20 protein-coding genes are annotated in these 21,006 nt (G+C 57.9%); 18 read left to right on the top strand and 2 right to left on the bottom strand.

Going from position 1 to position 21,006, the window contains the following annotated elements:
* The first annotated feature begins 79 nt into the window (after nucleotides 1–79).
* The 8 genes from F8C90_RS01035 to F8C90_RS11170 all read left to right on the top strand — a co-directional run bounded on the left by F8C90_RS01035 (nucleotide 80) and on the right by F8C90_RS11170 (nucleotide 8,068).
* Nucleotides 80–346, top strand: a complete 267-nt coding sequence (locus F8C90_RS01035) for a helix-turn-helix domain-containing protein (protein ID WP_170264483.1) — start codon at nucleotides 80–82, stop codon at nucleotides 344–346.
* The gene (locus F8C90_RS01030) at nucleotides 336–1,622 is read left to right on the top strand and encodes a type II toxin-antitoxin system HipA family toxin (protein WP_158048582.1); all 1,287 of its coding nucleotides are present in this window, start codon (nucleotides 336–338) and stop codon (nucleotides 1,620–1,622) included. Before F8C90_RS01035 ends, F8C90_RS01030 begins: the two co-directional genes overlap by 11 nt.
* A gap of 393 nt (nucleotides 1,623–2,015) precedes the next feature.
* Nucleotides 2,016–2,756, top strand: a complete 741-nt coding sequence (locus F8C90_RS01025; RefSeq protein ID WP_170264482.1) for a leucine-rich repeat domain-containing protein — start codon at nucleotides 2,016–2,018, stop codon at nucleotides 2,754–2,756.
* A 201-nt stretch (nucleotides 2,757–2,957) separates the two neighbouring features.
* On the top strand, nucleotides 2,958–3,968 hold the full coding sequence (locus tag F8C90_RS01020; protein WP_158048580.1) for a radical SAM protein: 1,011 nt from the start codon (nucleotides 2,958–2,960) through the stop codon (nucleotides 3,966–3,968).
* A 41-nt stretch (nucleotides 3,969–4,009) separates the two neighbouring features.
* Nucleotides 4,010–5,002, top strand: coding sequence for an ABC transporter permease (locus tag F8C90_RS01015; protein WP_158048579.1), 993 nt, complete (start codon nucleotides 4,010–4,012; stop codon nucleotides 5,000–5,002).
* 74 nt (nucleotides 5,003–5,076) lie between these two features.
* Complete coding sequence (locus F8C90_RS01010; RefSeq protein WP_246155722.1) at nucleotides 5,077–5,754, top strand: ABC transporter ATP-binding protein; 678 nt, start codon at nucleotides 5,077–5,079, stop codon at nucleotides 5,752–5,754.
* Between the two features lie 155 nt (nucleotides 5,755–5,909).
* Nucleotides 5,910–6,839, top strand: a complete 930-nt coding sequence (locus F8C90_RS01005; RefSeq protein ID WP_170264481.1) for an ABC transporter permease — start codon at nucleotides 5,910–5,912, stop codon at nucleotides 6,837–6,839.
* Between the two features lie 95 nt (nucleotides 6,840–6,934).
* On the top strand, nucleotides 6,935–8,068 hold the full coding sequence (locus F8C90_RS11170; protein WP_158048576.1) for an ABC transporter substrate-binding protein: 1,134 nt from the start codon (nucleotides 6,935–6,937) through the stop codon (nucleotides 8,066–8,068).
* Here the strand turns inward: F8C90_RS11170 and F8C90_RS11075 are convergent.
* A complete protein-coding gene (locus F8C90_RS11075; RefSeq protein ID WP_211360970.1) occupies nucleotides 8,065–8,253 on the bottom strand; it encodes a hypothetical protein in 189 nt (62 codons plus the stop codon). The genes F8C90_RS11170 and F8C90_RS11075 overlap by 4 nt on opposite strands.
* On the opposite strand from F8C90_RS11075, the gene F8C90_RS00995 reads away from it, so the two are divergent.
* The 6 genes from F8C90_RS00995 to F8C90_RS00970 all read left to right on the top strand — a co-directional run bounded on the left by F8C90_RS00995 (nucleotide 8,252) and on the right by F8C90_RS00970 (nucleotide 14,893).
* The gene (locus F8C90_RS00995; RefSeq protein ID WP_170264480.1) at nucleotides 8,252–9,424 is read left to right on the top strand and encodes an ABC transporter permease; all 1,173 of its coding nucleotides are present in this window, start codon (nucleotides 8,252–8,254) and stop codon (nucleotides 9,422–9,424) included. The two genes, F8C90_RS11075 and F8C90_RS00995, sit on opposite strands and share 2 nt — an antisense overlap.
* Before the next feature lies 1 nt (nucleotide 9,425).
* Nucleotides 9,426–10,085 (top strand): ABC transporter ATP-binding protein, encoded by a 660-nt coding sequence (locus F8C90_RS00990; RefSeq protein WP_158048574.1) that lies wholly within the window; start codon nucleotides 9,426–9,428, stop codon nucleotides 10,083–10,085.
* 68 nt (nucleotides 10,086–10,153) lie between these two features.
* Nucleotides 10,154–10,594, top strand: coding sequence for a DUF4418 family protein (locus F8C90_RS00985; protein ID WP_158048573.1), 441 nt, complete (start codon nucleotides 10,154–10,156; stop codon nucleotides 10,592–10,594).
* Nucleotides 10,595–10,813: 219 nt separating this feature from the next.
* Nucleotides 10,814–13,144, top strand: coding sequence for an aminotransferase class V-fold PLP-dependent enzyme (locus F8C90_RS00980; protein ID WP_170264479.1), 2,331 nt, complete (start codon nucleotides 10,814–10,816; stop codon nucleotides 13,142–13,144).
* A gap of 131 nt (nucleotides 13,145–13,275) precedes the next feature.
* Nucleotides 13,276–14,163, top strand: coding sequence for a radical SAM family protein (locus tag F8C90_RS00975; RefSeq protein WP_343030116.1), 888 nt, complete (start codon nucleotides 13,276–13,278; stop codon nucleotides 14,161–14,163).
* Nucleotides 14,164–14,236: 73 nt separating this feature from the next.
* Entirely contained in the window at nucleotides 14,237–14,893 is a 657-nt protein-coding gene (locus F8C90_RS00970; protein ID WP_158048570.1) for a DJ-1/PfpI family protein, read from the top strand.
* Between the two features lie 89 nt (nucleotides 14,894–14,982).
* Here the strand turns inward: F8C90_RS00970 and F8C90_RS00965 are convergent, their stop codons facing one another.
* Entirely contained in the window at nucleotides 14,983–15,990 is a 1,008-nt protein-coding gene (locus F8C90_RS00965; RefSeq protein ID WP_158048569.1) for a radical SAM protein, read from the bottom strand.
* A gap of 843 nt (nucleotides 15,991–16,833) precedes the next feature.
* Between F8C90_RS00965 and F8C90_RS00960 the strand changes: the two genes are divergently transcribed.
* Genes F8C90_RS00960 through F8C90_RS00945 form a run of 4 tightly spaced genes read left to right on the top strand, consistent with a single transcriptional unit; the run spans nucleotide 16,834 to nucleotide 21,006 of the window.
* A complete protein-coding gene (locus F8C90_RS00960) occupies nucleotides 16,834–18,774 on the top strand; it encodes an NADH-quinone oxidoreductase subunit 5 family protein (protein WP_158048568.1) in 1,941 nt (646 codons plus the stop codon).
* A gap of 16 nt (nucleotides 18,775–18,790) precedes the next feature.
* Nucleotides 18,791–19,660 (top strand): NADH-quinone oxidoreductase subunit H, encoded by an 870-nt coding sequence (locus tag F8C90_RS00955; protein WP_158048567.1) that lies wholly within the window; start codon nucleotides 18,791–18,793, stop codon nucleotides 19,658–19,660.
* Nucleotides 19,661–19,672: 12 nt separating this feature from the next.
* Nucleotides 19,673–20,116, top strand: coding sequence for an NADH-quinone oxidoreductase subunit B family protein (locus F8C90_RS00950; RefSeq protein WP_158048566.1), 444 nt, complete (start codon nucleotides 19,673–19,675; stop codon nucleotides 20,114–20,116).
* Between the two features lie 5 nt (nucleotides 20,117–20,121).
* Nucleotides 20,122–21,006 carry an NADH-quinone oxidoreductase subunit C gene (locus F8C90_RS00945; RefSeq protein ID WP_158048565.1) on the top strand — a complete coding sequence of 295 codons (885 nt, stop codon included), beginning with the start codon at nucleotides 20,122–20,124 and terminating at the stop codon, nucleotides 21,004–21,006.

The raw sequence follows: 21,006 nt of genomic DNA, 5'->3' as shown, positions 1-21,006 counted from the left end.
TATCAATGATATTTGATATTGCAATTCTGTTTGACAATGTCTAATATGTTTGACAAACTGAGCGGAGGAGTTGGTTTTCGTGACTTGGACAAACGCTTACACCGTCAAACAGGTGGGGACGTTTCTGAAGAAGAGGCGCCGTGAACGCGGCTATACCCAAGATGAATTTGCCGAAATGGTTGGCGTTTCCCATGCGACGCTTTCCGCGCTCGAAAACGGAAAGAGCGTTTCTACGAAAACGCTTGAACTCGCGTTGCAGTTGTTGGGCCTTCGCCTTGTGGTCGTTCCGAAAAACGCCGAAGTTTCCGTGACCGTTCCGTCGCAAGGGGCAAAACATGAAATCTGAGAATCTCGTTGTGCGCCTTCATGGCGAAGTGGTTGGTTTTTTGGAGCCCTTCAAAAACGGTGCGCGCTTTAGGTTCGCAGAGTCGCTTTCGTCAGCCCATCCCGATTCTCCGCTTCTGTCCACCGCGCTTCCCGTGTCATCGAATCCGTTCCCTTCGGATGTAACGAGGAATTGGTTTGCCGGCCTGTTGCCCGAGGATGCGCGCGCCGAAGAGATATCCCGGTTCTTCGGTGTGGATGCCGACGACTATCTATCGCTTTTGGAAGAGGTGGGGTGGGAGTGCGCCGGAGCCGTTGCGGTCGAGCCTCCGGACCGAAATCGTGCGGCGGTTGCCGATGACTGTTTCGAAGAGATTGGCGAAGTCGACCTGGCCAAGCGACTTGGGGCGCTTCCAGGCCATCCTTACGACAGCGCGAAAACGCTGAGGGTTTCTCTCGGCGGTTTCCAAGAGAAGATCTGCGTGTCGGCGCAAGACGCTCCCCCTCTCGAGAGCGGTTTTGTGCGGTTGGAACATGTGGGCATTCCGCTGAACGGGGCCATTTCGACGCATATTCTGAAGCCGCAGCCGGATAAGTTCCCGGGAATGATAGAGGGCGAGGCGTGGGCGATGCGCGCCGCCGCGTATGCGACGGCCACTTCTGAGGTTGCCCTCCTCGAAAACGAGGATGCGCCCCAGACGCTGGTGGTAAAGCGCTTCGACCGGGCAATGGTTGACGGCAGGGTCGTCCGCCTGCATCAGGAGGATTGCGCTCAGGCGCTTGGCCTGGCGCCATCGGGAAAGTATGCCGCGGTTTCCTCCCTGAAGAAAAGCGACCCGTCGTTTTTGGGGATAGCCAAGCTCTTGCGTATGTACTCCGTTGACCCTATGGGGGAAATCGAACAGCTGCTTCGCCAGATGGCCGTAAATGTTGCTTTGGGCAATACCGATGCCCACGCAAAAAACTACGCGTTGCTTCATCCCGATCGTCAGACGATTACGCTGGCGCCTATGTATGACGTTGTTCCCGCTTTGGAGATTACGCCCGAAACGCCGTATATGGGCATGCGCGTCAACGGCCTGATTCGCATAGACCGTCTTGGGCGAAACGACCTTGTCGAGGAGTCGGTAAGGTGGGGAGTGCCAAGGAGACGTGCGTGCGCCGTTCTGGACGAGGTGGCCAATCAGCTGAAGACGGGCATGAAGCGCGCTTCCGAACTGTATCCCAGGGCGGGCGCGAGGCATTGCGGGCCTGCGCTGCGGCGCATCGACCGGATATTTTGCGGCGTTAATAATTAACATCGGAAGCTAACGACTATTAATCGCTTGCTTTGTATTGCGAAAAACAAATCGGGATGCCGCCGGTGGCTCGCGCAGCCGAAAACGAAGATCTTTCGTATCCTGAAGTGCCAAACGCTCTACAACCAGCCCCAGCACGGAAAGAGAGGAAAGGGCTGCGGTTCTTCGAGAAATAAATAAAAGGTCTTTACAACTATTGGACAATGTCATACACTAGCCACTGTCTGAAACACAAGTGGACAGCCTCGACCGAGTCTCGCTTTACCACTCGGTCGGGGCTGTTTGCTGCTTTCGCGGATCGAAACTGGTTCGCCTATTGCTTGAGAGCCTTGCTGTTGGCCATATTGACCGTATTGTCTTCTTCTCTTGCAGGCTCTACGTTTAGGAGATGCCTTGAATCCATTCAACGACAGGGAAGCCGCCGCAACCCGTTCGTCCTGCGGCGCAGGCAGCGGCGCTCGCTTCTCTCTCATTCTCGAGCGCTATTGCTCAAATGACCGCCAGCACGTCACGGTCCCCGAGGGAACGACTCAGATTCTTCCCAGTGCATTCATGGGGCATGGCGAAATAGAGACCATCACGTTGCCCGAGAGCTTGGAGTCGATAGGGGGCAAAGCCTTCGCGCAGTGCTCTTCCCTGCGCGAAATCGTGCTCCCCCCGGCGCTGTTCGAATTGGGGCAGGGGGCGTTCTGCGGCTGCGTCTCCCTTGAGCGGGTCGTGCTGCCGGATTGGCTATTTCGCATTGGCGCGTCTGCCTTCGCCCAATGCGATTCCCTTCGCTCGGTTTTGGGCGGCATGCGCGTGGGCACTGTCGAGAGCGACGCCTTCTGCGGCTGTGGCCGTTTAACTGAAGTGTCCTTCCTCTCCGGCGTCAAGGAACTGGGCAGGGGAGCTTTCGCAGGATGCTCCGCGTTGGAAGAGGTGACGCTCTCTCGTTCGATGGACCGGATAGGAGACGAGGCGTTCAGGAGCTGCCGTCGTCTGACGAGGGTTCGCATGCCCGATCACGTCGCCTCTCTCGGCAAGGGGCTATTCACAGGGTGCTTTGATCTTGATGCGATCGAGGGGATGCAGCCTCTGGCCGAGGCCTTCCCCGGGGCGTTACCGCACAAGGCGACGCTGTCTGACCGCTAGGAGGGACGCGTGTGGGAATAGGGTAAGGCTGCGCTCGCGCCACCTCGACGGAGACCAGCCCCCCTTCCGCTTGCCGCGCCATTCGGGAGCGAATGCGCTTGGATTTTATAATAGACCTTGTCCAGTAATGAATCATGACATACAATTGCTTAACGCAATTGCATCGTGCGTTTTCAGACCAAATTCAAAAGGAGCATAGACATGCAGGTTTTTGACCAACACATTTACGACATCGTCGAGAAGGGCCTTCAGGGCAACGGGCTTACCGAAGAGGAGACGCTCGCCCTTTATCGCGTTGAGGCCAGCAGCAAAGAAGCGGCGTATATCCGCTGGGCAGGGCAGGAGCTGTCCATGCAGGCAGCGAATGGGACCGCCGAGATCCATGCGCAGATCGGCCTCAACAGCACCATCTGTCCCATGAACTGCAAGTTCTGCTCCTTCGCCTCGTGCAACACGGTGCGCAAGGGCAAGTATGAGCTCCCGAAAGAAGACGTGCTGGAGTATGCGAAGATCTACATGGAGGAGGGCGCGAACCTCCTGCTCATGCTGACCACTGCGAGCTACAGCTTTAACAAGCTCGTCGACATGGTGGGCTCGGTGCGCGAGGTCATCCCGGCCGACATGCCGTTGCTCGTCAACACCGCCGACATGAATCTCGCCCAGTGCAAGGAGCTCAAGGCCGCGGGTGCGAACGGCGCCTACCATGCCGTTCGCATGCGCGAGGGCGTCGACACCGACATCCCCGTCGAGAACCGCATGCAGACGTTCGCCAACATGCGCGAAGCGGGCCTTTCCCTCTCCACGTGCGTTGAGCCTGTCGGTCCCGAGAACACGCCCGAGGAGCTTACTGAGGCGACGATGCGCTGCATCTCAACCAACCCGGTTTCCGCCGGCGTGGGCAAACGCATCACCGTTCCCGGCACCCTGCTGGAGGACCGCGGCATGCTCACCGACATCGTCAACGCAAACATGGTTGCCGTCTATCGCCTTGCGACAGGCCGCGATCTGCGCTTGAACTGCTCGGCAAACACGGTGATGACTGCTGCTGCAGGCGCCAACCTGGCATGGGCGGAAGTTGGCACGAACCCGCGCGACACCGTCGAGCGCACCGAGCACGGCGGACGCGGCGGCAACATCAAGCAGCTGCGCAAGATGTTTGCCGCCTCTGACTGGAAGGTTCTCGAGGGACCGTCAACGGGCTGGATGCTCTAAAAGCCCGCATGTGTTGTTGAGACGGTTGTGAATTGCGAAACATGATGTCGACAGAATCAGTCTTCGGGAAGGTTAACTTCATCGAGGCGAAGGACGCTCTGAAGCTTCTCGCCGCACTTGCCGCCATCGCCGTTGCGATAGGCTTCGATGCTCTTGTGCCCACGGTTTATCCTGAAGGGTATGTGGAGCGCTATTACCCGATATTTCTTCGCATCTTGTTTGCCGCGTATCTTGCGCTTTCCGTCTTGTCGGTTTGGTTTCCCGGTATTCGTAGGAGAGTTGTTCGATATTGGGGGTTGCTCATTGCTCTAGTTGCCCTGCTGTCGCTTTACACCTATCAAACGACGAAAACGGGAAACCTGCTCTTGCCGGTCATGCCGAGCCCCGATGCAATTATCGCAGCGGTGTTCGAAGACGGCGCAAAGGTTTGGAAGAACTTCTCGGCTTCGTTCACGCTTCTTCTTGAAGGCGTAGCGTGCGGTTTCGTTGCGGGAATGATTTACGGAACTCTCATGGGCTACAGCCGCTTCTTCAATTATTGGCTGCAGCCCATCATCAAGGTAATAGGTCCCGTGCCTTCCACGGCCTGGATGGCCATTGCCATGGTTTTGGCGCCGTCAAGCCACATCGCTTCAGTGTTCTTGGTGGCGCTCACCACGTGGTTTCCGCTGTCGGTGAATCTGTCGGGCGGCATTCGCGGTGTACGCAAAGTCTATATTGAGCGTGCCCAGATCATGGGGGCTTCGCCGCTCCATATCATTCTTCACGTGATTTACCCCGCGGTTCTTCCCAACATCTTTACTGGGTTGTTCATGGGCCTTTGCTTTTCCATGACGTCGCTTGTCGGTGCCGAGACGCTCGGCGTGCAGGCTGGGCTTGGGTGGGTCATCAACTACGCGCAGGGTTGGAATGAGTTCGATCTCATCTTCAGCACCATAATCATATTCATATTGATGGCTTTCGTGTTGCTGACCATCTTGTTCAAGTGTCAGAAACACCTCATGAAATGGTCGAAGGGAGCCATCCAATGGTAGTGTCCAATCATCATCTTATTGCCCAAGGTATCAAGCGCGCGTTTAAAACAGACGATGGAACCGAATTGGTTGCTTTGAGCGACTTTGATTTCGAGGTGAAACAGGGCGAGGTTGTTGCCTTGATCGGCCCTTCCGGTTGCGGAAAGTCAACTTTCTTGCGCTTGGTGGCCGGCCTGGATACACCTCAGTCAGGCGAGCTCACCTACAATGGCAGCCCTATCACGGGCCCCGACCCGAATCGCGGATTCGTCTTTCAGCAGGCTAACCTCTACCCATGGCTGACGGTTGAGAAAAACGTCGCCTTCGGGTTGAAGGCAAACGGCACGTACAAGGAAAACCGGCATCGCGTGCAGGAGATGATCGACCTCATGGGCCTTGCCGGCTTCGAGAAGTCATACCCGCATCAGATCTCGGGCGGCATGGCCGCTCGCGTGGCAATCGCCCAGACGCTGGTGATGGATCCTGACGTGCTGCTGCTCGATGAGCCTCTTTCGGCTCTTGATGCTTTCACGCGTGCCGTTATTCAGGATGAAATCTTGGCTATGTGCGTGAAATTCAAGCCAATTGTCTTGCTCGTGACCCACGACATCGAAGAGGCGGTATACCTTGCCGACAGGGTTGTGGTTCTCTCTCCTCGTCCTGGTACGAAAGTGGCCGAGATTCCCGTTGACTTGCCGCATCCCCGCGATCGCATATCCAGCGAGTTCATCGCGAAGCGCCACGAGATCCTCGACGCTCTTAGGTTTGAGTAGGAGAAGGTTCAATGGCGAGATTTTCTGCCTCAACTGAAGCCGACAGCTCAAACCAAAAGGATACGGCTTCAATCGAGAGCCTCATGATACGCGATTCTGATGTTCCCCCCGAGCGAAGGGTGGTTCTCCGGGCGCGTTCGACGGAAGCGGCGAAGATGCTCATACCTTTTGCGGGCATCTTCCTTGCGTATCTAGTGCATGTCCTTGTTCCCAATGTATATCCGGCAACCTATGTTCCGAAGTATTGGGCGCCCTTCTTGTTGGGGTGCGCGGGCGTTTGGACGGTCGTTTGGCTGCTGGGCTTGTTTATCGTCCCTGTCCGCAAGAAGGCTCTTAGGCTCTCTTGGCTGCTGGCGTTTCTCTTTGTGTTCCTTGAAGTTTGGGATATTGCCACGCTGAAGACTGGGTATATGAAACTGCCGTTTATCCCGAGCCCCGACAAAGTGCTCGAGCAGCTCACGGTTAACCACCTCAAGGTGATCGAGTCGGCGCAAGCGTCTTTGTTGTTGCTGTTTGAGGGCCTTAGCATTGGCTTGATTTTGGGGTTTGCTTCGGGCGTTTTATGCGGCTGCTCGCGCTTGGCGAACTATTGGCTTGCGCCGCTGCTGAAAATTGTGGGTCCCGTGCCCGGTTTGGTGTGGCTTCCCGTGTTCGTGAAGATGTTCGGGTCGAGCCATGCGGGATCGGTGGCGGCGATCGTGCTGGCTGCTTGGTTCCCCATGACGCTCATGTTGTCGAATGCCATTAAGAACACTGATATCGCGCTGATCGAAAGGGCTCAAACGCTCGGGGCATCGAAAACGCGCATCGTAGCCCATGTGATGATCCCGGCCGCTGCGCCCGCATTAGCCGATGCCCTGTTCATGGCCCTTGCCGGTTCGTTCGGGGCGTTGTCGGCGGCAGAGCTTTGCGGCGTCAAGTCTGGCCTTGCGCTCGCCGTGAGCACATGGGGAACCATCGCGAACTTCGGCGTAGTGTTCGCTTACGTTTTGGCCATGATAATCATCTTCGCCACCCTGACGGCTTTGATGTTCGCGGTGCGCAATTGGCTGCTCAGGTGGCAGAAGGGCCTTGTGCGTTGGTAGTGCTCACTCAGCTTCGCGCTGTTTGATGACAGGAAGGGCCGCCGATCAGATCGGGCGGTTCGGGAATCGATGAAGACAAAAGGGAAAGGGACAATATGAAGGAAAGTACTAGCAAGGGCTTGAGCCGTCGCTCGTTCGTGAAGGCTGCCGGTGCTACGGCGGCGGTTGCAGCGATGGGCGGCGTTGTGGCTGGTTGCGCCGGCGGCGAGTCTGCCAAGCAGGAGAGCAGCTCTGCTGCTGCGTCGAGTGACAAGACGCCGTGCACCATCGGCTACTGGGGCGGCTCCCCGTGCGAGCTTCCCGTGTACGTGGCTATCGAGAACGGCTATTTCGAGGAAGCGGGCCTCGACCCGAAGATCACTTTGATCACGAGCGACGTGTCCATCCTGCTCGCTAACGACGAGATCGACTTCTTCGAGTCGACCCCCGGCGACTTCCCAGCCATTTACCAGGGCATGCCTTTGAAGCACCTCGACACAATCCATGTGGGTTGCTGGTCGGGCGTCACGAACAACCCCGACATCAAATCCTGCAAAGACCTCGCCGGTCGCCGCGTGGGCACCACCATGATGAACGGCCCCGCATACACTGAGTGCATCTCGCTGTGCGCCCGCGAAGGCGGCGACCCCTCCACCATTGAATGGGTGAAGTACTCCGGCTCGACCATCGCGGATGCGTTGAAGAACGGCGAGATCGACGCAGCGTGCGGCTCCGATGCCACCACCTATCCTATTCGCTGGAACAACAAAGATGATGTCCATTTCTTCTACACGTCTTGCGAGGATCTTGGCGAGTACTACTGCTGCTTCATCGGCTGCAATTCGAACAACCTCGCCAAGTACCCCGAGATGGGCGATAAGCTGACGAAGGCGATGGCAATGGCCAGCGACTACATCAACGAAGATCCCCAGCGAGCCATCGACATGGCCATGGAGAAGGGCTATGCCGATAACGCGTTCCCCGAGATCCAGCGCGGCTTGACCGTGAACTACTTGTGGGGCCATGGCAACGAGAAGGACATGCGCGCTTCGAGCAAGGAGCGTTGGCGCGAGCTCTACGACGCGGGCGTGCTCACCGAAGCTCCTGCTGATGCTTCGAAGGTCGATGCCTACCTCGACAGCCTTGTCGACATGGTGGTTGACTTCCGCGGCGACGTCGCGAAGGACACGGCCGACACGAAGGGCTGCGCTGCTCGCTTGGCCGAGTTGGGTGAGATTTACACCATCTAGTTATCGTAAGCGCAATTAGGCACATCTCTTTTGATGACACAGGGCGGCTCGCCAAGGCTCATTGCTTTGACGAGCCGCTTGAGCGAACGGTTTGTGGGGCGAAAGCCGCGCTGCACGAGGGAGAAATCGAGAGACGAAGGGAAAGGGAAGGCGTTGGGTTCGTTGATACTGCGCAGCTTGCGCATGCGTAAAGTGCAAACGGCGTCGATCATCGCATCTGTCGCGCTGAGCGCGGCGTTGATTCTCGCGTTCGGCCTTGTTTACGGAGGCGTTACGAAGGGCATAGAGTTGTCGGGCGAGCGCGGTGGCGCTGACATCATGGTGGTTCCAGCCGATGCCGAGAAATACTTGACCGGTGCTGACCTTCTGTTCACGGGCGCACCGGTGTCGATGTACATGACCGAAGATGAGGTGCGTGCCGTTTCTGACATTGAGGGAGTTACGCGCGTGACGGGGCAGTTCTTTAGCCAAACGCTCGACCAATCCTGCTGTTCGGCGACAAGCCCCACGCGTCTCATTGGCGTCGATTTCACCACCGATTTCGTGGTAACGCCCCTTTTGGATGAAGGGTTCGCCGGCGAGCTCGGTGCGAACGAAGTCGTCGTCGGCAGTCGCGTCGACGGCATCTCGCAAGGGCAGATCTCAATCTTGGGCAAGCCGTACAACGTGGTTTCCACGATGGCCGAGTCGGGCGGAGAACTTGACGAGTCCATCGTCATGGACATCGATACCGCACGGGAGATATCTCGCAATACCGATGGCAACGAGCGCTATTGGGATATGTACGGGGATCCATCCGAGCTGGTCAGTTGCATCATGGTCGAGATCGACGATGAGCAGCTCACTCGCGTTGAGACCAAGCTGAACCTTATGCGCGAGCTTTCCTATGTTGAGCATTCGGAGACCGCAGAGCGCGCACAGGCTCAGCTCAAGGCTGTGTTTGTTCTTCTCGCCGGGTCGGCGGTGCTTATGTTGGTCGTAACTCTCCTTCAGATTTTCGCGCGATTCTACTCGTGCGTGTGGGACAGGAAGAGCGAGCTGGCTTTGTACCGCGCAATCGGCGCAAGCAAGTCAGATATCAGGAAGCTCATCGGCGGCGAGGTTTGCTGCCTTGTGGTAATTGGACTGGTTGTCGGCCTTGCTTTGGGAGCGGTGGCCTATGAGTCGCTCATTTCCCTGCTTCTTGACACTTTGGCGTTCCCCTTCGTGGGCTTGGGCGCTCCGGCAGTTGCGGTATTTTGCTTGGGTATCATTGCCCTGTTTGCTTTTGTGTCTTTCCTGTCGGTCGTTTGGCCGCTTCGTCAAGTCGGGCGGTTGGATCCATCGTTGGCAATGCAACAGGGGGATATCGATTAACATGGCATATCTGAAAGTCGAGAACCTCGGCAAAACATACGGCGAAAACGTGATCCTGGAAGGCATTTCGTTCACTGCCGAGCCCGGCGATTCCATCGCCTTCGTCTCGCCGTCCGGGTCGGGAAAGTCTACATTGCTCTCTATGCTGGGCCTTCTTCTCTCATCGACGACCGGAACGGTGATCGTCGACGGAAAAGACAGCGATTCGATGGGAGACAAAGAGCTCTCTGCGCTGCGGCGCGAGACCTTCGGCTTCGTGTTTCAGCATACTCAGCTCGTAGGGTCGCTTCGTGCCATAGAGAACGTTACCGCCCCTGCAAGTTTTGCGGGCAAGATGCCCTTCGATGCGCGCCGGCGCGCGCAGTCGCTTTTAACCGATCTTGGCCTTGCCGACCGCATGGATCATTTTCCGTATCAGCTAAGCATCGGGCAGAAGCGACGCGTTTCCGTTGCGCGCGCCTTGCTGCTCGATCCCCCGATCGTCATCGCCGACGAGCCGACGAACGACCTCGACTCGTCGAGTTCTCAAAGCGTTGCGGATACGCTGTTCTCGCGCGTGGAAGAGGGCGGGATCCTTCTGTATGCAACGCATGATCAGGCGCTTGCTTCGCGCGCGAAGCGTGTAATGCACCTTGAGGGCAAGACGTTCGTCGAGCGTTGATGCGCGCATGTCTTCTAAAAAGGCGAAACTGAATTAATGATGCGCGAATCTTTACGAAAGGGATTTCAATGAGGAAAAACGTTTGGAAAGCTGCTGCGGCCGCGATTGCCGTATGCATGCTTGTGATGGTTGCCGCGTCGCTTTTCATCGAAGGTTGCACGAAGATGCTTGAGACGACGGCTGGCAATATGGTTCCTATGAAATGCCATTGGGTCTTCGTCGCAACTGCGATAGTGGGCATCGTGGGGCTTGTGGGCGCGTTGTGTTCGTTTGTGTGCTCCACGAAAGAGGGACGTCGCGTTTCGTCGATCCTTGTTGCAGTTTGCGCTGTTGCTGCAATCGTGCTGACAACTTCGCTTGGCATTGGAATATGCGCAAGCGCGGAGATGGCCTGTCATCAGAAGGCTTTGTTTGTTTGGGTCCCCGCCGGCATCGCTCTCGTGATTGCCCTTGTCCAGGTTGTCAAGGCTGACCTGAAAGCGGCTGACGCCCCGAAGATGAAGCTTTAGCAACCTAGCCCGTGCTGCTGGCGTTCCCATCTGAGAAACGAAGAAGGAGAGCATTTGGCGCAGCTTTCGAGGCGTCTTCAAGAGAAGCCATCTTCGCATCTCGTGGCCTCGTGGATAGAGTGGTACCGGAGAACCCCGATCTTGGTCTCTCGCAGCATAATGGATGCGGTGGACGCTGGGGAATTGAGCAAACCTTTGGATCGTTCGGGATTTCGCGCCATGCCACGCTTGCGCGTTGAGGATGTTGTGTTTGGCGAGGAGCTTCTTTCCGCAAACGATGCGGGCATTCCGTCAATCGAAGCTTTTGGTAAAAGCGGGGTTCTATCTGCTCGGGAGCTGGCCTGTCTATCGGCGGATCCCCGTAAGAAAGACGATTTCGAGCCCGCAAACCCTGAATGCGGCTTCGCGTTTGATGTTGCTCGCGATATGCTATCTGAAGCGAAAGAGAGATGCGACAGCCGCGGCTATTCTTCTGAGCTAGCCTGGGCCGACGAGTTCGCGCAAAACGTGCGCCGCGATTTCCCATTGTTGAACGACCGTAAGCACAGACGCTCTTTGGCCTATTTGGATTCGGCCGCCACGGCGCAGCGCCCTGCATCGGTGCTGCAGGCCATGGAAGATTTTGACAAGCACGAAAACGCGAACGTATACAGAGGGGCCTATGAGCTCTCGATGCAGGCAACCGCTTCTTTCAACGATGCGCGTCAGGCGGTGGAGGAGTACCTGGGTGCTTCTCGCCGTGAGGTGGTTTTCACGCGGAATACGACCGAGTCCATCAACCTGGTTGCACTTTCGTGGGGGTCGCACAACATAGAGCGCGGCGACGTTATCGTGGCGACCTTGGCAGAGCATCATTCCAACTATCTTCCATGGCTGCTGCTGAGCCAGCGAGTCGGCGCGCACGTCGAATTGGTGAGGTTATCTTCCGATGGCTCAATCGACGAGGCAGATTACGAACGTGCTCTTGCCCTGAAGCCTAAGCTTGTGGCCCTTTCCCAGATGTCTAATGTGATAGGCGTTGAAAACCCCTTAGACCGGCTCGTTAAGCGCGCCAAGAGCGTTGGTGCTCGAGTTTTGATCGATGCAGCGCAGGGGCTGCCTCATTGCGGGATGCGCGTTGACGAGCTTGATGCTGACTGGGTCGCTTTCTCGGGGCATAAGATCTATGGCCCTATGGGCATTGGGTGTCTATGGATCTCGGCCGATGCTTTCAACGAGATGGACCCTGTGATGTCGGGCGGCGGCTCGATTTCCCATGTGGGCGAGGGCAGCTACTACTTGCGTCCCTTGGCCATTCAATATGAGGCGGGCACTCCTGCGATTTCTCAGGCAATTGGTTTGGCAGAGGCTATCCGCTATGTGAAGGGTCTGGGCCCGAACAACATCTGCAGGCACGAACGCGTTATGACCCGTTACTTGATGGACGGCTTGCGCTCTATAGAAGGCGTTACCGTGTGGGGAGACCACACTGCGCAAGAAGGTCTTCATGGCTTGGTCTCGTTCACGGTTGAGGGCGTCAAGCCCATTACCGTGTCGAAATTCCTCGCATCGTTGGGCGTGGCGATTCGCGCGGGAGGCCACTGCGCGCTGCCTCTTCACGCCAGTATGGGCTTAACGGGGACGTGCCGCATTAGCATGGCAACGGGGACGTGCCGCATTAGCATGGCCACATATACAACAAAAGAAGAGCTTGATGCTGCGCTTTTAGCTTTGCGTCTGTTGGTGCGACTGCTTTCGCGCAGCCGGGCGCTAAAGGAACCCTTTGCGCGCGAAGATTCGATTCGCCGCCATTATGCGCAGGTGGCCGCGCAGGCTTCGCAGTGCGATATCCATGTTGGAGAAGCGGTGCAGCTATATGATGACCGCATCGTAGCCGGGCTCCCCGATGCGGCGATCGCGGCTTCGCGTGGCTGTGGAGACCCTGTGGCGAAGGCAGAGCTCAAGGCCGGCGAGCACGTTCTTGATTTGGGAAGCGGCGGAGGCATAGACGCCATAATCGCATCGCGTCTTGTGGGTGCTTCGGGTCATGTTTATGGGCTCGACATGACCCCCGAGATGATAGAACTAGCCAATAAGAACGCAAGCGAAGCCAACGCCGAAAACGTTGAGTTCATCGAGGGAAACATCGAGTCGATTCCGCTGCCTGACAATTCGGTTGACGTTGTTTTGTCTAACTGCGTTCTTAACTTTAGCAGCAATAAGCGCGCTGTTATGCTTGAGGCTCTTCGCGTGCTTCGCCCCGGCGGGCGATTCGTGGTCTCCGACATCGTCTCATGGCAAGCGATTCCAGATTCTGCCCAGCGCGATTTGTGCGCAATCATGGGATGCACCAACGGGGTGTCTACGCGGGAAGAATACGAGACTTTTCTTGAAGAGCTTGGATTTTTGCGTGTGAATTTGGAAGTGAAAAGCATTTACACGAGCGCCGTTCTGCAGGGCAAGGCAAAGAAAAAAGGAAGGCTCGAGTCCGTTGAGGCCCTGAAATCCGCAGGTGTCTGGGAAGCTGTGGATGGTGCTTGCGGCAGCGTGGTTATCTGCGCTTACAAATAGCAGGGAGGCTGCATCTCTTGGACCGAATCGTCTTGAAAATAATCGAACAGGCACGTTCGGGAGAGCATCTTAGCCGCGACGAAATCGCGTGGCTGCTTTCGTTTCCAGAGGAATCCCCTGAGAGCCTCCTTGTGGTAAAGGAGGCGAAGAGGCTGGCTTGGGAGAGGTGCCGCGGCCGTGCTTTCGTGCATGCCCAAATTGGCCTTGACTCGCTGCGTTGCCCGGGGAATTGCCGATACTGTTCTTTTGCGCAGGTCAATGACTCCAATAGCAGAGAGTGCTCCGTGATGGACATGGATGCATTGCTCGCTTTCGCGCGCTTGTTCAGCCAAGAGGGCGCAAATCTAATTTCGCTGATGTCGACGGCCGCGCTCCCTTTCGAGAAGCTGCTTTCCTTTGTAGCGGCAGCACGTCTTGTCATTGACGACCATGTGATTCTTTTGGTGAACGGCCCAGATCTCTCGCTCGAGCAGGCAATCGAGCTTCGGGAGGCAGGTGCTGATGCAGCGTATCATGCTGTTCGCTTGGGAGAAGGTTATCTGACTGACTTGGATCCTCGAAGAAGGGTGCAGACGATTGAGAATATCCAGGCTGCTGGTTTGGCCTTGATGAGCGGCGTTGAGCCTCTATGGCGCAATGCCCCCGAAGATGAGCTGCTTGATGCTATTGAGAGGCAAATCGGCTTGCGACCCGTATGGACAGGGTGCTGCAGCCTGACTATTGCGGAAAACTGCTCTATACATGGCCTAAAGCCCGCATCGCGCTCAAGAGCAAGGCAAGTTGGTGCTATCATTCGTCTTGCTGCCGGTTCTCGCATACCTGTTGGCGGCGTCGGCGGCGTTGCGTGGGTTGATGCAGGGACCGACCCCCGAATGCGCGGGAGGAGCTCACATCATGAGTCCTTGCGCCGGGACATGCGAGAAACTCGACGCGATCTGGAAAAAGACGGATGGCTTGTTGCAGGCCAAGATGAATCCTGGGCATATTGCTTGCGGGGCGTGAAGCCTAGCGCGTGGTGAGCGCCTTCGGGGCCGTTGCCTCCGTTGTGCCGAAAACGAACTCGCTGAGCATTCTGGGGAAAGGGGATCTATCATGAATCGCGAGATGGCTTCTGCGAACGCCGGCGCCCCCGGCGAGCCGAAGGGCGCGAGCGAGGGCAAGAAGGTTCTTCTGTTCTTGCCCGAGGCGTTTGAAGACCTTGAGGCGGTTGCTGCGCTCTCGATGTGCGGGTGGACAGGGTACAGGGCCCATCTTCCGAACGTGTCCGTTGACTGCACAGGCTTCCACGAGGTGGCGCACGGGCGTTTCGGCCTTTCCGTTCCCATAGATGTCCCCATTGGGGAAGTGGACCCCCTCTCATACGATGCGCTTGTGGTGCCCGGGGGATTTCATGGCTTTGGCTTCGATGAGGCCTATTGCCCGGAACTGCGCGCTTTGGTGCGGGCGATGCACGGCAACGGCGCTTTCGTGGCAACCATGTGCGTGGGTGTCCTTCCCGTTGCAGAAAGCGGTATCCTTAAGGGCGGAAAAGCAACCACGTATTCGCTCAGCAGCAGGCACGACAACTTTGGAAGGCTCAAAGAGCTGGGCGTCAACCCCGTGAAGAAGCCGGTTGTGTGCTGGAACGGCATCGCATCATGCTCGGGCCCCGCATACAGCGAGCAGGTTGTCGAGCTGATGCTCGAGCATCTGGTCGGGCCGCAGGGTGCAATGGAAATCGCGCGTTTCCGCAAGGGTCTTCCAGGCTAATCGCTCTCTAAGTTGCCGTTTTGGCCGAGCACCCACTGCCCTTTGGCGTGACCCCCCGGCGACGGACAGCCTGGGCCGCCCCTCCGGCATCAGCGCATCGCCGTCTTCGCGAACATGGCCGAAGGGCCCTCGAGGACCTCCCAGCCGCATTCGCTATACAAGTCGCGGCAGCGATCGGCGGTCCAGCCTCGCACGGTCTCGGCCTCGACATCGCGAGGGTTCGACCCGACTTCCGCCCACAGCAAGTTGGCGCCCGCGAACACCCCGAGCCCGTTCGGCTCGTGCGTGCAGTTTCCTGGGACGGCAGCGCCCGTGGCAAGCGCAACGGCCGCGACGATGGTCGCCATGCGGGCGTAGCTCAGCTGCCCATGCGCGGCGAGCGGCGACGTTGGGATGCTCGTGCGCCGCATCGCACCCGAAAAGCATGCCCCAAGGTCTCGAGTGAGCAGGGTTTTCTCGACCAGCTCCTCGACGGAGTGCTCCGGCCCGACCGGCTCCACGCACATGCCCACTTGAAGCCCCGCCTCGCGAGCGTTTTCGATCGACTTGATGCGGCGGGCGACGGGGATGCGGGTGAACTCGCCCTCGCCCATGCGGATGGCATGGTAGACACCCGTATAACCGGCATCTACCAGGTCATTTGCGTGCTGGAGCGAGAAATCGCCAGTGTTCGCGATGAGCGGAACGTCGGATATCATCGCGTCTTTGATGGCTCTCGATAGCTCGAGGAACCGGTCGGCGTCCATGTCTGCGGTGGACATGACGTACACGGCGTTTACGCCTTGGCGCTCCATGGAATTCACGCCGGCGATGGCGTCTTCGGCGGAAAGCACACTCGCATCGGGAAAGACGCCGTTACATGCGGCGAACGAGCAGAACTTGCAGTCCATGGGGCATGATCCGGTGTTGATGCCGATCTGGCCGTGAATTTCCGCTTTTCCTTGCGAAAGCCCGGCGGAAAGCAAGCGCCCCGCGCGCTGGATGGCAAAAGCCTCCTCGCTCAGGTCGTCGATCTCAAAAAGACGCGTGACCTCAGTCTTTGTAAGGTCCGATCCGTCCAACGCCTTGTTGATCGCGGCAGCAACGTCATGGTTCATGATCTTCTCCTCCTCAAGCGCCGCAGCGGCCCCCGCTGCGGCGCGCTCACAGCAGCTCTCTGTATGAGACGTATGGCGATTATACGCTTAGATTCATTAATGGACAATGGCATATATAGGATGTCGTCCATCTTAGGTATTGCTGACCGTTGGCCTTTAGCCGCAATCGCCATTTTATTTCTTCTGGCTCTGCTGTTTGGGAAATAAGGACTTATTGGTGGGGGCCGAACAATAGCTGCATCGACTGGCGCCTCCCTAAAGATTAGAGGGGGTTTTCTTCGAAAGCCGCAGGCGTTTGAAGAAAGGTTATCTGAAAACCATCGACAAGCTTTGCATTGAGTACCTTGCGAGTGCCAGCAAAACACGAGCTGGGGATACTGAAGCCGCTCCCGTACGCCCCGCTCGCTTCTCTATTCGAAAAGGAAGGGGGGATTCGGGGGGAATGAAATCGAGAAAGCGGATAACGTGGGAGTACTGAAATCCACGAATCGGGGCTTCATCAGGCATTATCGGTCTCTGCGGTTATCGGCGATATTGTCAAAAATCACCCTTGACCCGCTGGGGGTCAAGGGGTCGCAGGTTCAAATCCTGCCAACCCGACCAGCTTTCTCAAGCGGGTCAGATGGAAATCTGGCCCGCTTTTTTCTTTCGCGAGATAATTGCTACCTCTGCGATAGCCCTTTTACCGATTGATTTCGACCTGCACCCCAAAGGTACAGGTCGTACCCTTTCTTTAATATTAGAGTAGACGCCACGCGAGTCTCGCGTTCGCCTTCTTGCTTGCGTTTGGCGTTTGGCCTCCGCCTTGGGCGGGAAGGTTTCTATTCAAGTAAAGGAGTATGCATGGAGCTGGTAGCCTCCCTCATTGTCGTTCCCGTTGTTGCGGCATTGCTGCTTCTCGCGATCAAAAACGACCGTGCGCGCGATGTGATAGCCATTGCCTTCGCCGCGCTTATCGCGTTGCTCTCGATTGCGTTCGCGGTTGTGTTCGCGGGGCCTGGCACCTATGAGTTCGCTCTGCCCGCCGAATGGGGGCATCCGCTTTCTCTGGTGAACCTTGCCATCGACCTCACCGTCGCCATCTTCGTCGTGTGCTATGCGGTCCGCTACAAACGCCCGCTCGCATTGGGCCTGGCTGCGCTGCAGATCGTTGTGGCCCTGTGGTTCGAGTTCGCCGTTCAGGCGGGTGCCGAATTCTCCACGACGATGCGCGTCGATGCGCTCGGCGTGGTCATGGTGCTCATCATCGGCATCGTCGGCTCGGGCATTTGCGTCTATGCGCTCGGCTACATGAAGGATTTCCAGGCTCACGAGCTGCATGGGAACCCGCAAGCGCGCGATCGCCGTCCATGGTTCTTCGCGATCATGTTCGCGTTCCTCTCTGCCATGTTCAACATCGTCCTCGTCGACAACATGGCGTGGATGTACACGGCATGGGAGGTCACCACGCTGTGTTCATTCCTGCTCATCGGGTTTACGAAGTCCGAAGAGGCCATCAACAACGCGTTCCGTCAGATCGTGATGAACCTTCTTGGCGGCGTTGCATTCCAGTTCTCCCTTGTCTACCTGGGCGTTTTCGGCCTGCCGCTTTCTTTCTCGACGTTCGTCGAGATCGGTAGCGCCTTCCCGGCGCTCGTTATGCTGCCCGTCACTTTGCTCGCGTTTGCGGGCATCACGAAGGCCGCGCAGATGCCCTTCCATACATGGCTGCTCGGCGCAATGGTCGCCCCGACGCCGACATCGGCTTTGCTGCATTCCTCCACAATGGTCAAGGCGGGCGTGTTCTTGCTCGTGAAGCTCTCGCCGATCTTCGCGGTGAGCTTGGTGCCCTCCGTGATGGTTGTGCTCGTCGGCGGGCTCACCTTCGCCCTGTGCTCGTTTATGGCTATCTCCCAGAGCAACGCCAAGCGCGTGCTTGCGTACTCCACGATCGCCAACCTCGGTCTCATTACCGCATGCGCCGGCGTGGGCACCCCCGAGGCTGTTTGGGCAGCTATCCTGCTCATCATCTTCCATGCGGTCGCGAAGAGCCTCTTGTTCCTGTGCGTTGGCACCGCCGAGCACCATATCGGCAGCCGCAACATCGAGGACATGGACCTGCTCTTCGAGCGCATGCCGCGCCTTGCGCGCTTCATGATGCTTGGCATCATGTGCATGTTCGTGGCTCCCTTCGGCATGCTCATCGCGAAATGGGCGACGCTCGTGTCGTTCGTCGAAACGGGCAACGTCGCGCTCATCATCCTGCTCGCATTCGGCTCTGCTGCAACGTTCATGTTCTGGGCGAAATGGCTCGGCAAGCTCTCGGGCATCGCGGGCGAGCCGCAGAATGTCGAGCTCACCGTGCATAAATCCGAGTGGGCGGCACTGCTTTTGATGGCAGGGCTCGTCTGTGTGACGTGCGTGCTGCTCCCTGTCATGTCATCGGGGCTTGTCGTTCCCTATGTCCAGACCGCATTCCGCTACGGCGGGCAGGACATCTCCGACGGAAATCTCTGGATCGCTGCAATCTGCGCGGTGCTCGTGATTCTTATGCTTTTCGCGGGGCTTGGCCGCTCCTCGAAGCAGAAGAGGGTTGACGTCTACCTCGCGGGCGCTTCGGCGGACAACGCGGCGCGCACGTTCCGCGGCTCGCTTTCTGCGCCGGTCGAGGCAACGTCGCGCAATTTGTATCTCGACGGTATCTTCGGCGAGGCTCGTATCGCCCCGGTCGGGTCGGGTGTGTGCATCGTGATTATGGTTGCGGCGATAGCTTGGGCGGCTGCTGTGCTGCCGAGTATGCTGTAGGAAGGCGAGGCTTCTCATGACGATCATCGTTACGGTCATCGGCATCATCGCGTTTGCGATTGCTGGCCCCATCATCGGCTGCTTGCTCGCAGGGCTCGATCGAATCATCTCGGCGCGCATGCAAGGTCGCGTTGGTCCGCCGCTTTTGCAGCCCTACTACGACGTGCGCAAGCTCTTCTCCAAAGAGAACGCCTCGGTGAACACCTCCGAGCATGCCTACATCCTGTTCGCGTTCATCTTCACCCTGGTGGCGGGCGGCGTGTTCTTCTCTGGGGGAAACCTGCTTTTGAGCGTGTTCCTCGTGACGCTCTCCTCGCTGCTCTTCATCGTGGCCGCCTATTCCTCGCGCTCGCCTTACTCTGAAGTGGGTGCCGCGCGAGAGACGTTGCAGGCGATGGCATACGAGCCGATGCTCTACCTCATGTGCGTCGCGTTCTTCATGGCGTCCGGGTGGTTCGACGTGGCGGGCGTGTTCTTCCTCGATGCTCCCGCGATCACGACGGCGTGGCTTGCGTTTCTGGGCTTTTTGTTCGTGCTCACTATCAAGCTGCGCAAGTCTCCTTTCGACATCTCCATGTCGCATCATGCGCATCAGGAAATCGTTCGCGGCGTCACCACCGAAATGAGCGGCCCCACGCTCGGTTTGGTGGAAGTGATGCACTGGTGCGAGAACGTGCTGTTCATGGGATGGGTTGCCATGTTCTTCATCTGGTCGAACCCGCTTTCGATCGTACTTGCCGTTGTCGTCGTTCTCGCGGTGTACTTCCTTGAGATCTGGATCGACAACAACTTTGCCCGCGTGAAGTGGCAGCTTATGCTGAAGTCCGCATGGGCTGTCGCGCTCGTCGCCGGCGGCTTGAACGTGGCCGTTCTGGCCTACCTGTAAGGAGGCTTACCTATGGCATATAACTCGAAATCACCCTGGGTCATCCACTACGATGCCTCGAGCTGCAACGGCTGCGACATCGAGGTGCTCGCGGCGCTGTGCCCGGGCTTCGACGTCGAGCGATTCGGCATCATCAACACCGGCAACCCCAAGCATGCCGACATCTTCCTTGTCACCGGTAGCGTGAACGAACAGAACATCAAGGTCGTCCAGGAAATCTACGATCAGATGCTCGAGCCCAAGGCGGTCGTTGCCTGCGGCATCTGCGCGTGTTCGGGCGGCGTCTTCCATGACTGCTACAACGTGCTCGGCGGCGTCGACAAGGCGATTCCCGTCGATGTGTACGTGCCAGGTTGCGCCGTTCGTCCCGAGGCGATTATCGACGGCGTCGTGCAAGCGATCGGCATCCTCGATGAGAAAGCGAAGGCTATGGCGCAACAGAAGAAGGGAGCGTAGGACCTATGGAATTCTCCTCCGAGTTCATTCCGCTCAAGTTGGACGAGGTGCCATCGCTGTCCGACCGTATGAAAAGCGAGCATGCGCGCTTCGTGCAGATTCTCGCGGTGAACACCGACGCGGGCGTCGATTTGGTCTACTCGTTCATGATGGGCGACGGCGCGCTTCAAAATTACGAGGTCAAAGGCGTGAAGAAGACCGACGTCGTGCCCTCCATCACCGGCAATTTCCTCGCAGCTTTCGTGTTCGAGAACGAGATCCACGACCTGTTCGGCGTCACGATCGAGGGAATCGCCATCGACTTCGGCGGCAAGTTCTACCAGCTTGCCCAGTCTGAGCCGATGACCATCATTTCTCCTGCTCAGAAGGCTGCCCGCGAGAAGGCCGCCAAGGCTGCGGAAGCCAAGCGCGCTCGAGCCGCGAAGGTGGCCGAGACCGAGTACGCTGCTGACCACCCCGACGCCATCAAGCAGATGAAACAGAAGGTCTCGGGTATCGACCCTGCACAGATGGCCGATTTCGAGGAACGCTTCGCGGGCACCGACCCCGAGAAGCTTGCGCGCATCAAGGCTGCGTTCGCGGCGAAGGCGGCAAAGGCTGCCGAGGCGGAGCAGTCTCGCAAGAGCAAGCGCGAGACCCGAGCGGCGGAGCTCGAGAATCTCGATCCCGAGAAGGCCGCCAAAGTCCGCGCGGCCCTCGAGCGCAAGAAGAAGGCCGCCGAGGCGAAGCGCGCTGTCGGCTCTAGCAACGTCGAGCGCGACGCCGAGATCGAGGCCAAGCTCGCCCAGCTCGATCCCGAGCGCGCGGCCAAGGTCCGCGCCGCCCTCGATGCGAAGGCGCGTAAGGAAACCGCCGAGCGTGCTGCGAATACCGGAAAGGACGGTGAATAA

The sequence above is a fragment of the Ellagibacter isourolithinifaciens genome, assembly GCF_008831035.1.
GTDB classification, from domain to species: Bacteria; Actinomycetota; Coriobacteriia; order Coriobacteriales; family Eggerthellaceae; genus Ellagibacter; species Ellagibacter isourolithinifaciens.
This window is presented reverse-complemented; position numbering and strand designations above follow the sequence as displayed.

What these genes read in the sequence shown, in the direction of transcription:
- F8C90_RS00960 (WP_158048568.1), top strand. Translation starts at nt 16,834, where the DNA reads ATGGAGCTGGTAGCCTCCCTCATTGTCGTTCCCGTTGTTGCGGCATTG.
- F8C90_RS01005 (WP_170264481.1), top strand. Translation starts at nt 5,910, where the DNA reads ATGCTCATACCTTTTGCGGGCATCTTCCTTGCGTATCTAGTGCATGTC.
- F8C90_RS00950 (WP_158048566.1), top strand. Translation starts at nt 19,673, where the DNA reads ATGGCATATAACTCGAAATCACCCTGGGTCATCCACTACGATGCCTCG.
- F8C90_RS00980 (WP_170264479.1), top strand. Translation starts at nt 10,814, where the DNA reads ATGCCACGCTTGCGCGTTGAGGATGTTGTGTTTGGCGAGGAGCTTCTT.
- F8C90_RS00990 (WP_158048574.1), top strand. Translation starts at nt 9,426, where the DNA reads ATGGCATATCTGAAAGTCGAGAACCTCGGCAAAACATACGGCGAAAAC.
- F8C90_RS00955 (WP_158048567.1), top strand. Translation starts at nt 18,791, where the DNA reads ATGACGATCATCGTTACGGTCATCGGCATCATCGCGTTTGCGATTGCT.
- F8C90_RS01030 (WP_158048582.1), top strand. Translation starts at nt 336, where the DNA reads ATGAAATCTGAGAATCTCGTTGTGCGCCTTCATGGCGAAGTGGTTGGT.
- F8C90_RS00985 (WP_158048573.1), top strand. Translation starts at nt 10,154, where the DNA reads ATGAGGAAAAACGTTTGGAAAGCTGCTGCGGCCGCGATTGCCGTATGC.
- F8C90_RS00970 (WP_158048570.1), top strand. Translation starts at nt 14,237, where the DNA reads ATGAATCGCGAGATGGCTTCTGCGAACGCCGGCGCCCCCGGCGAGCCG.
- F8C90_RS00995 (WP_170264480.1), top strand. Translation starts at nt 8,252, where the DNA reads ATGCGTAAAGTGCAAACGGCGTCGATCATCGCATCTGTCGCGCTGAGC.
- F8C90_RS11075 (WP_211360970.1), bottom strand. Translation starts at nt 8,253, where the DNA reads ATGCGCAAGCTGCGCAGTATCAACGAACCCAACGCCTTCCCTTTCCCT.
- F8C90_RS00965 (WP_158048569.1), bottom strand. Translation starts at nt 15,990, where the DNA reads ATGAACCATGACGTTGCTGCCGCGATCAACAAGGCGTTGGACGGATCG.
- F8C90_RS01015 (WP_158048579.1), top strand. Translation starts at nt 4,010, where the DNA reads ATGATGTCGACAGAATCAGTCTTCGGGAAGGTTAACTTCATCGAGGCG.
- F8C90_RS00945 (WP_158048565.1), top strand. Translation starts at nt 20,122, where the DNA reads ATGGAATTCTCCTCCGAGTTCATTCCGCTCAAGTTGGACGAGGTGCCA.
- F8C90_RS11170 (WP_158048576.1), top strand. Translation starts at nt 6,935, where the DNA reads ATGAAGGAAAGTACTAGCAAGGGCTTGAGCCGTCGCTCGTTCGTGAAG.
- F8C90_RS01020 (WP_158048580.1), top strand. Translation starts at nt 2,958, where the DNA reads ATGCAGGTTTTTGACCAACACATTTACGACATCGTCGAGAAGGGCCTT.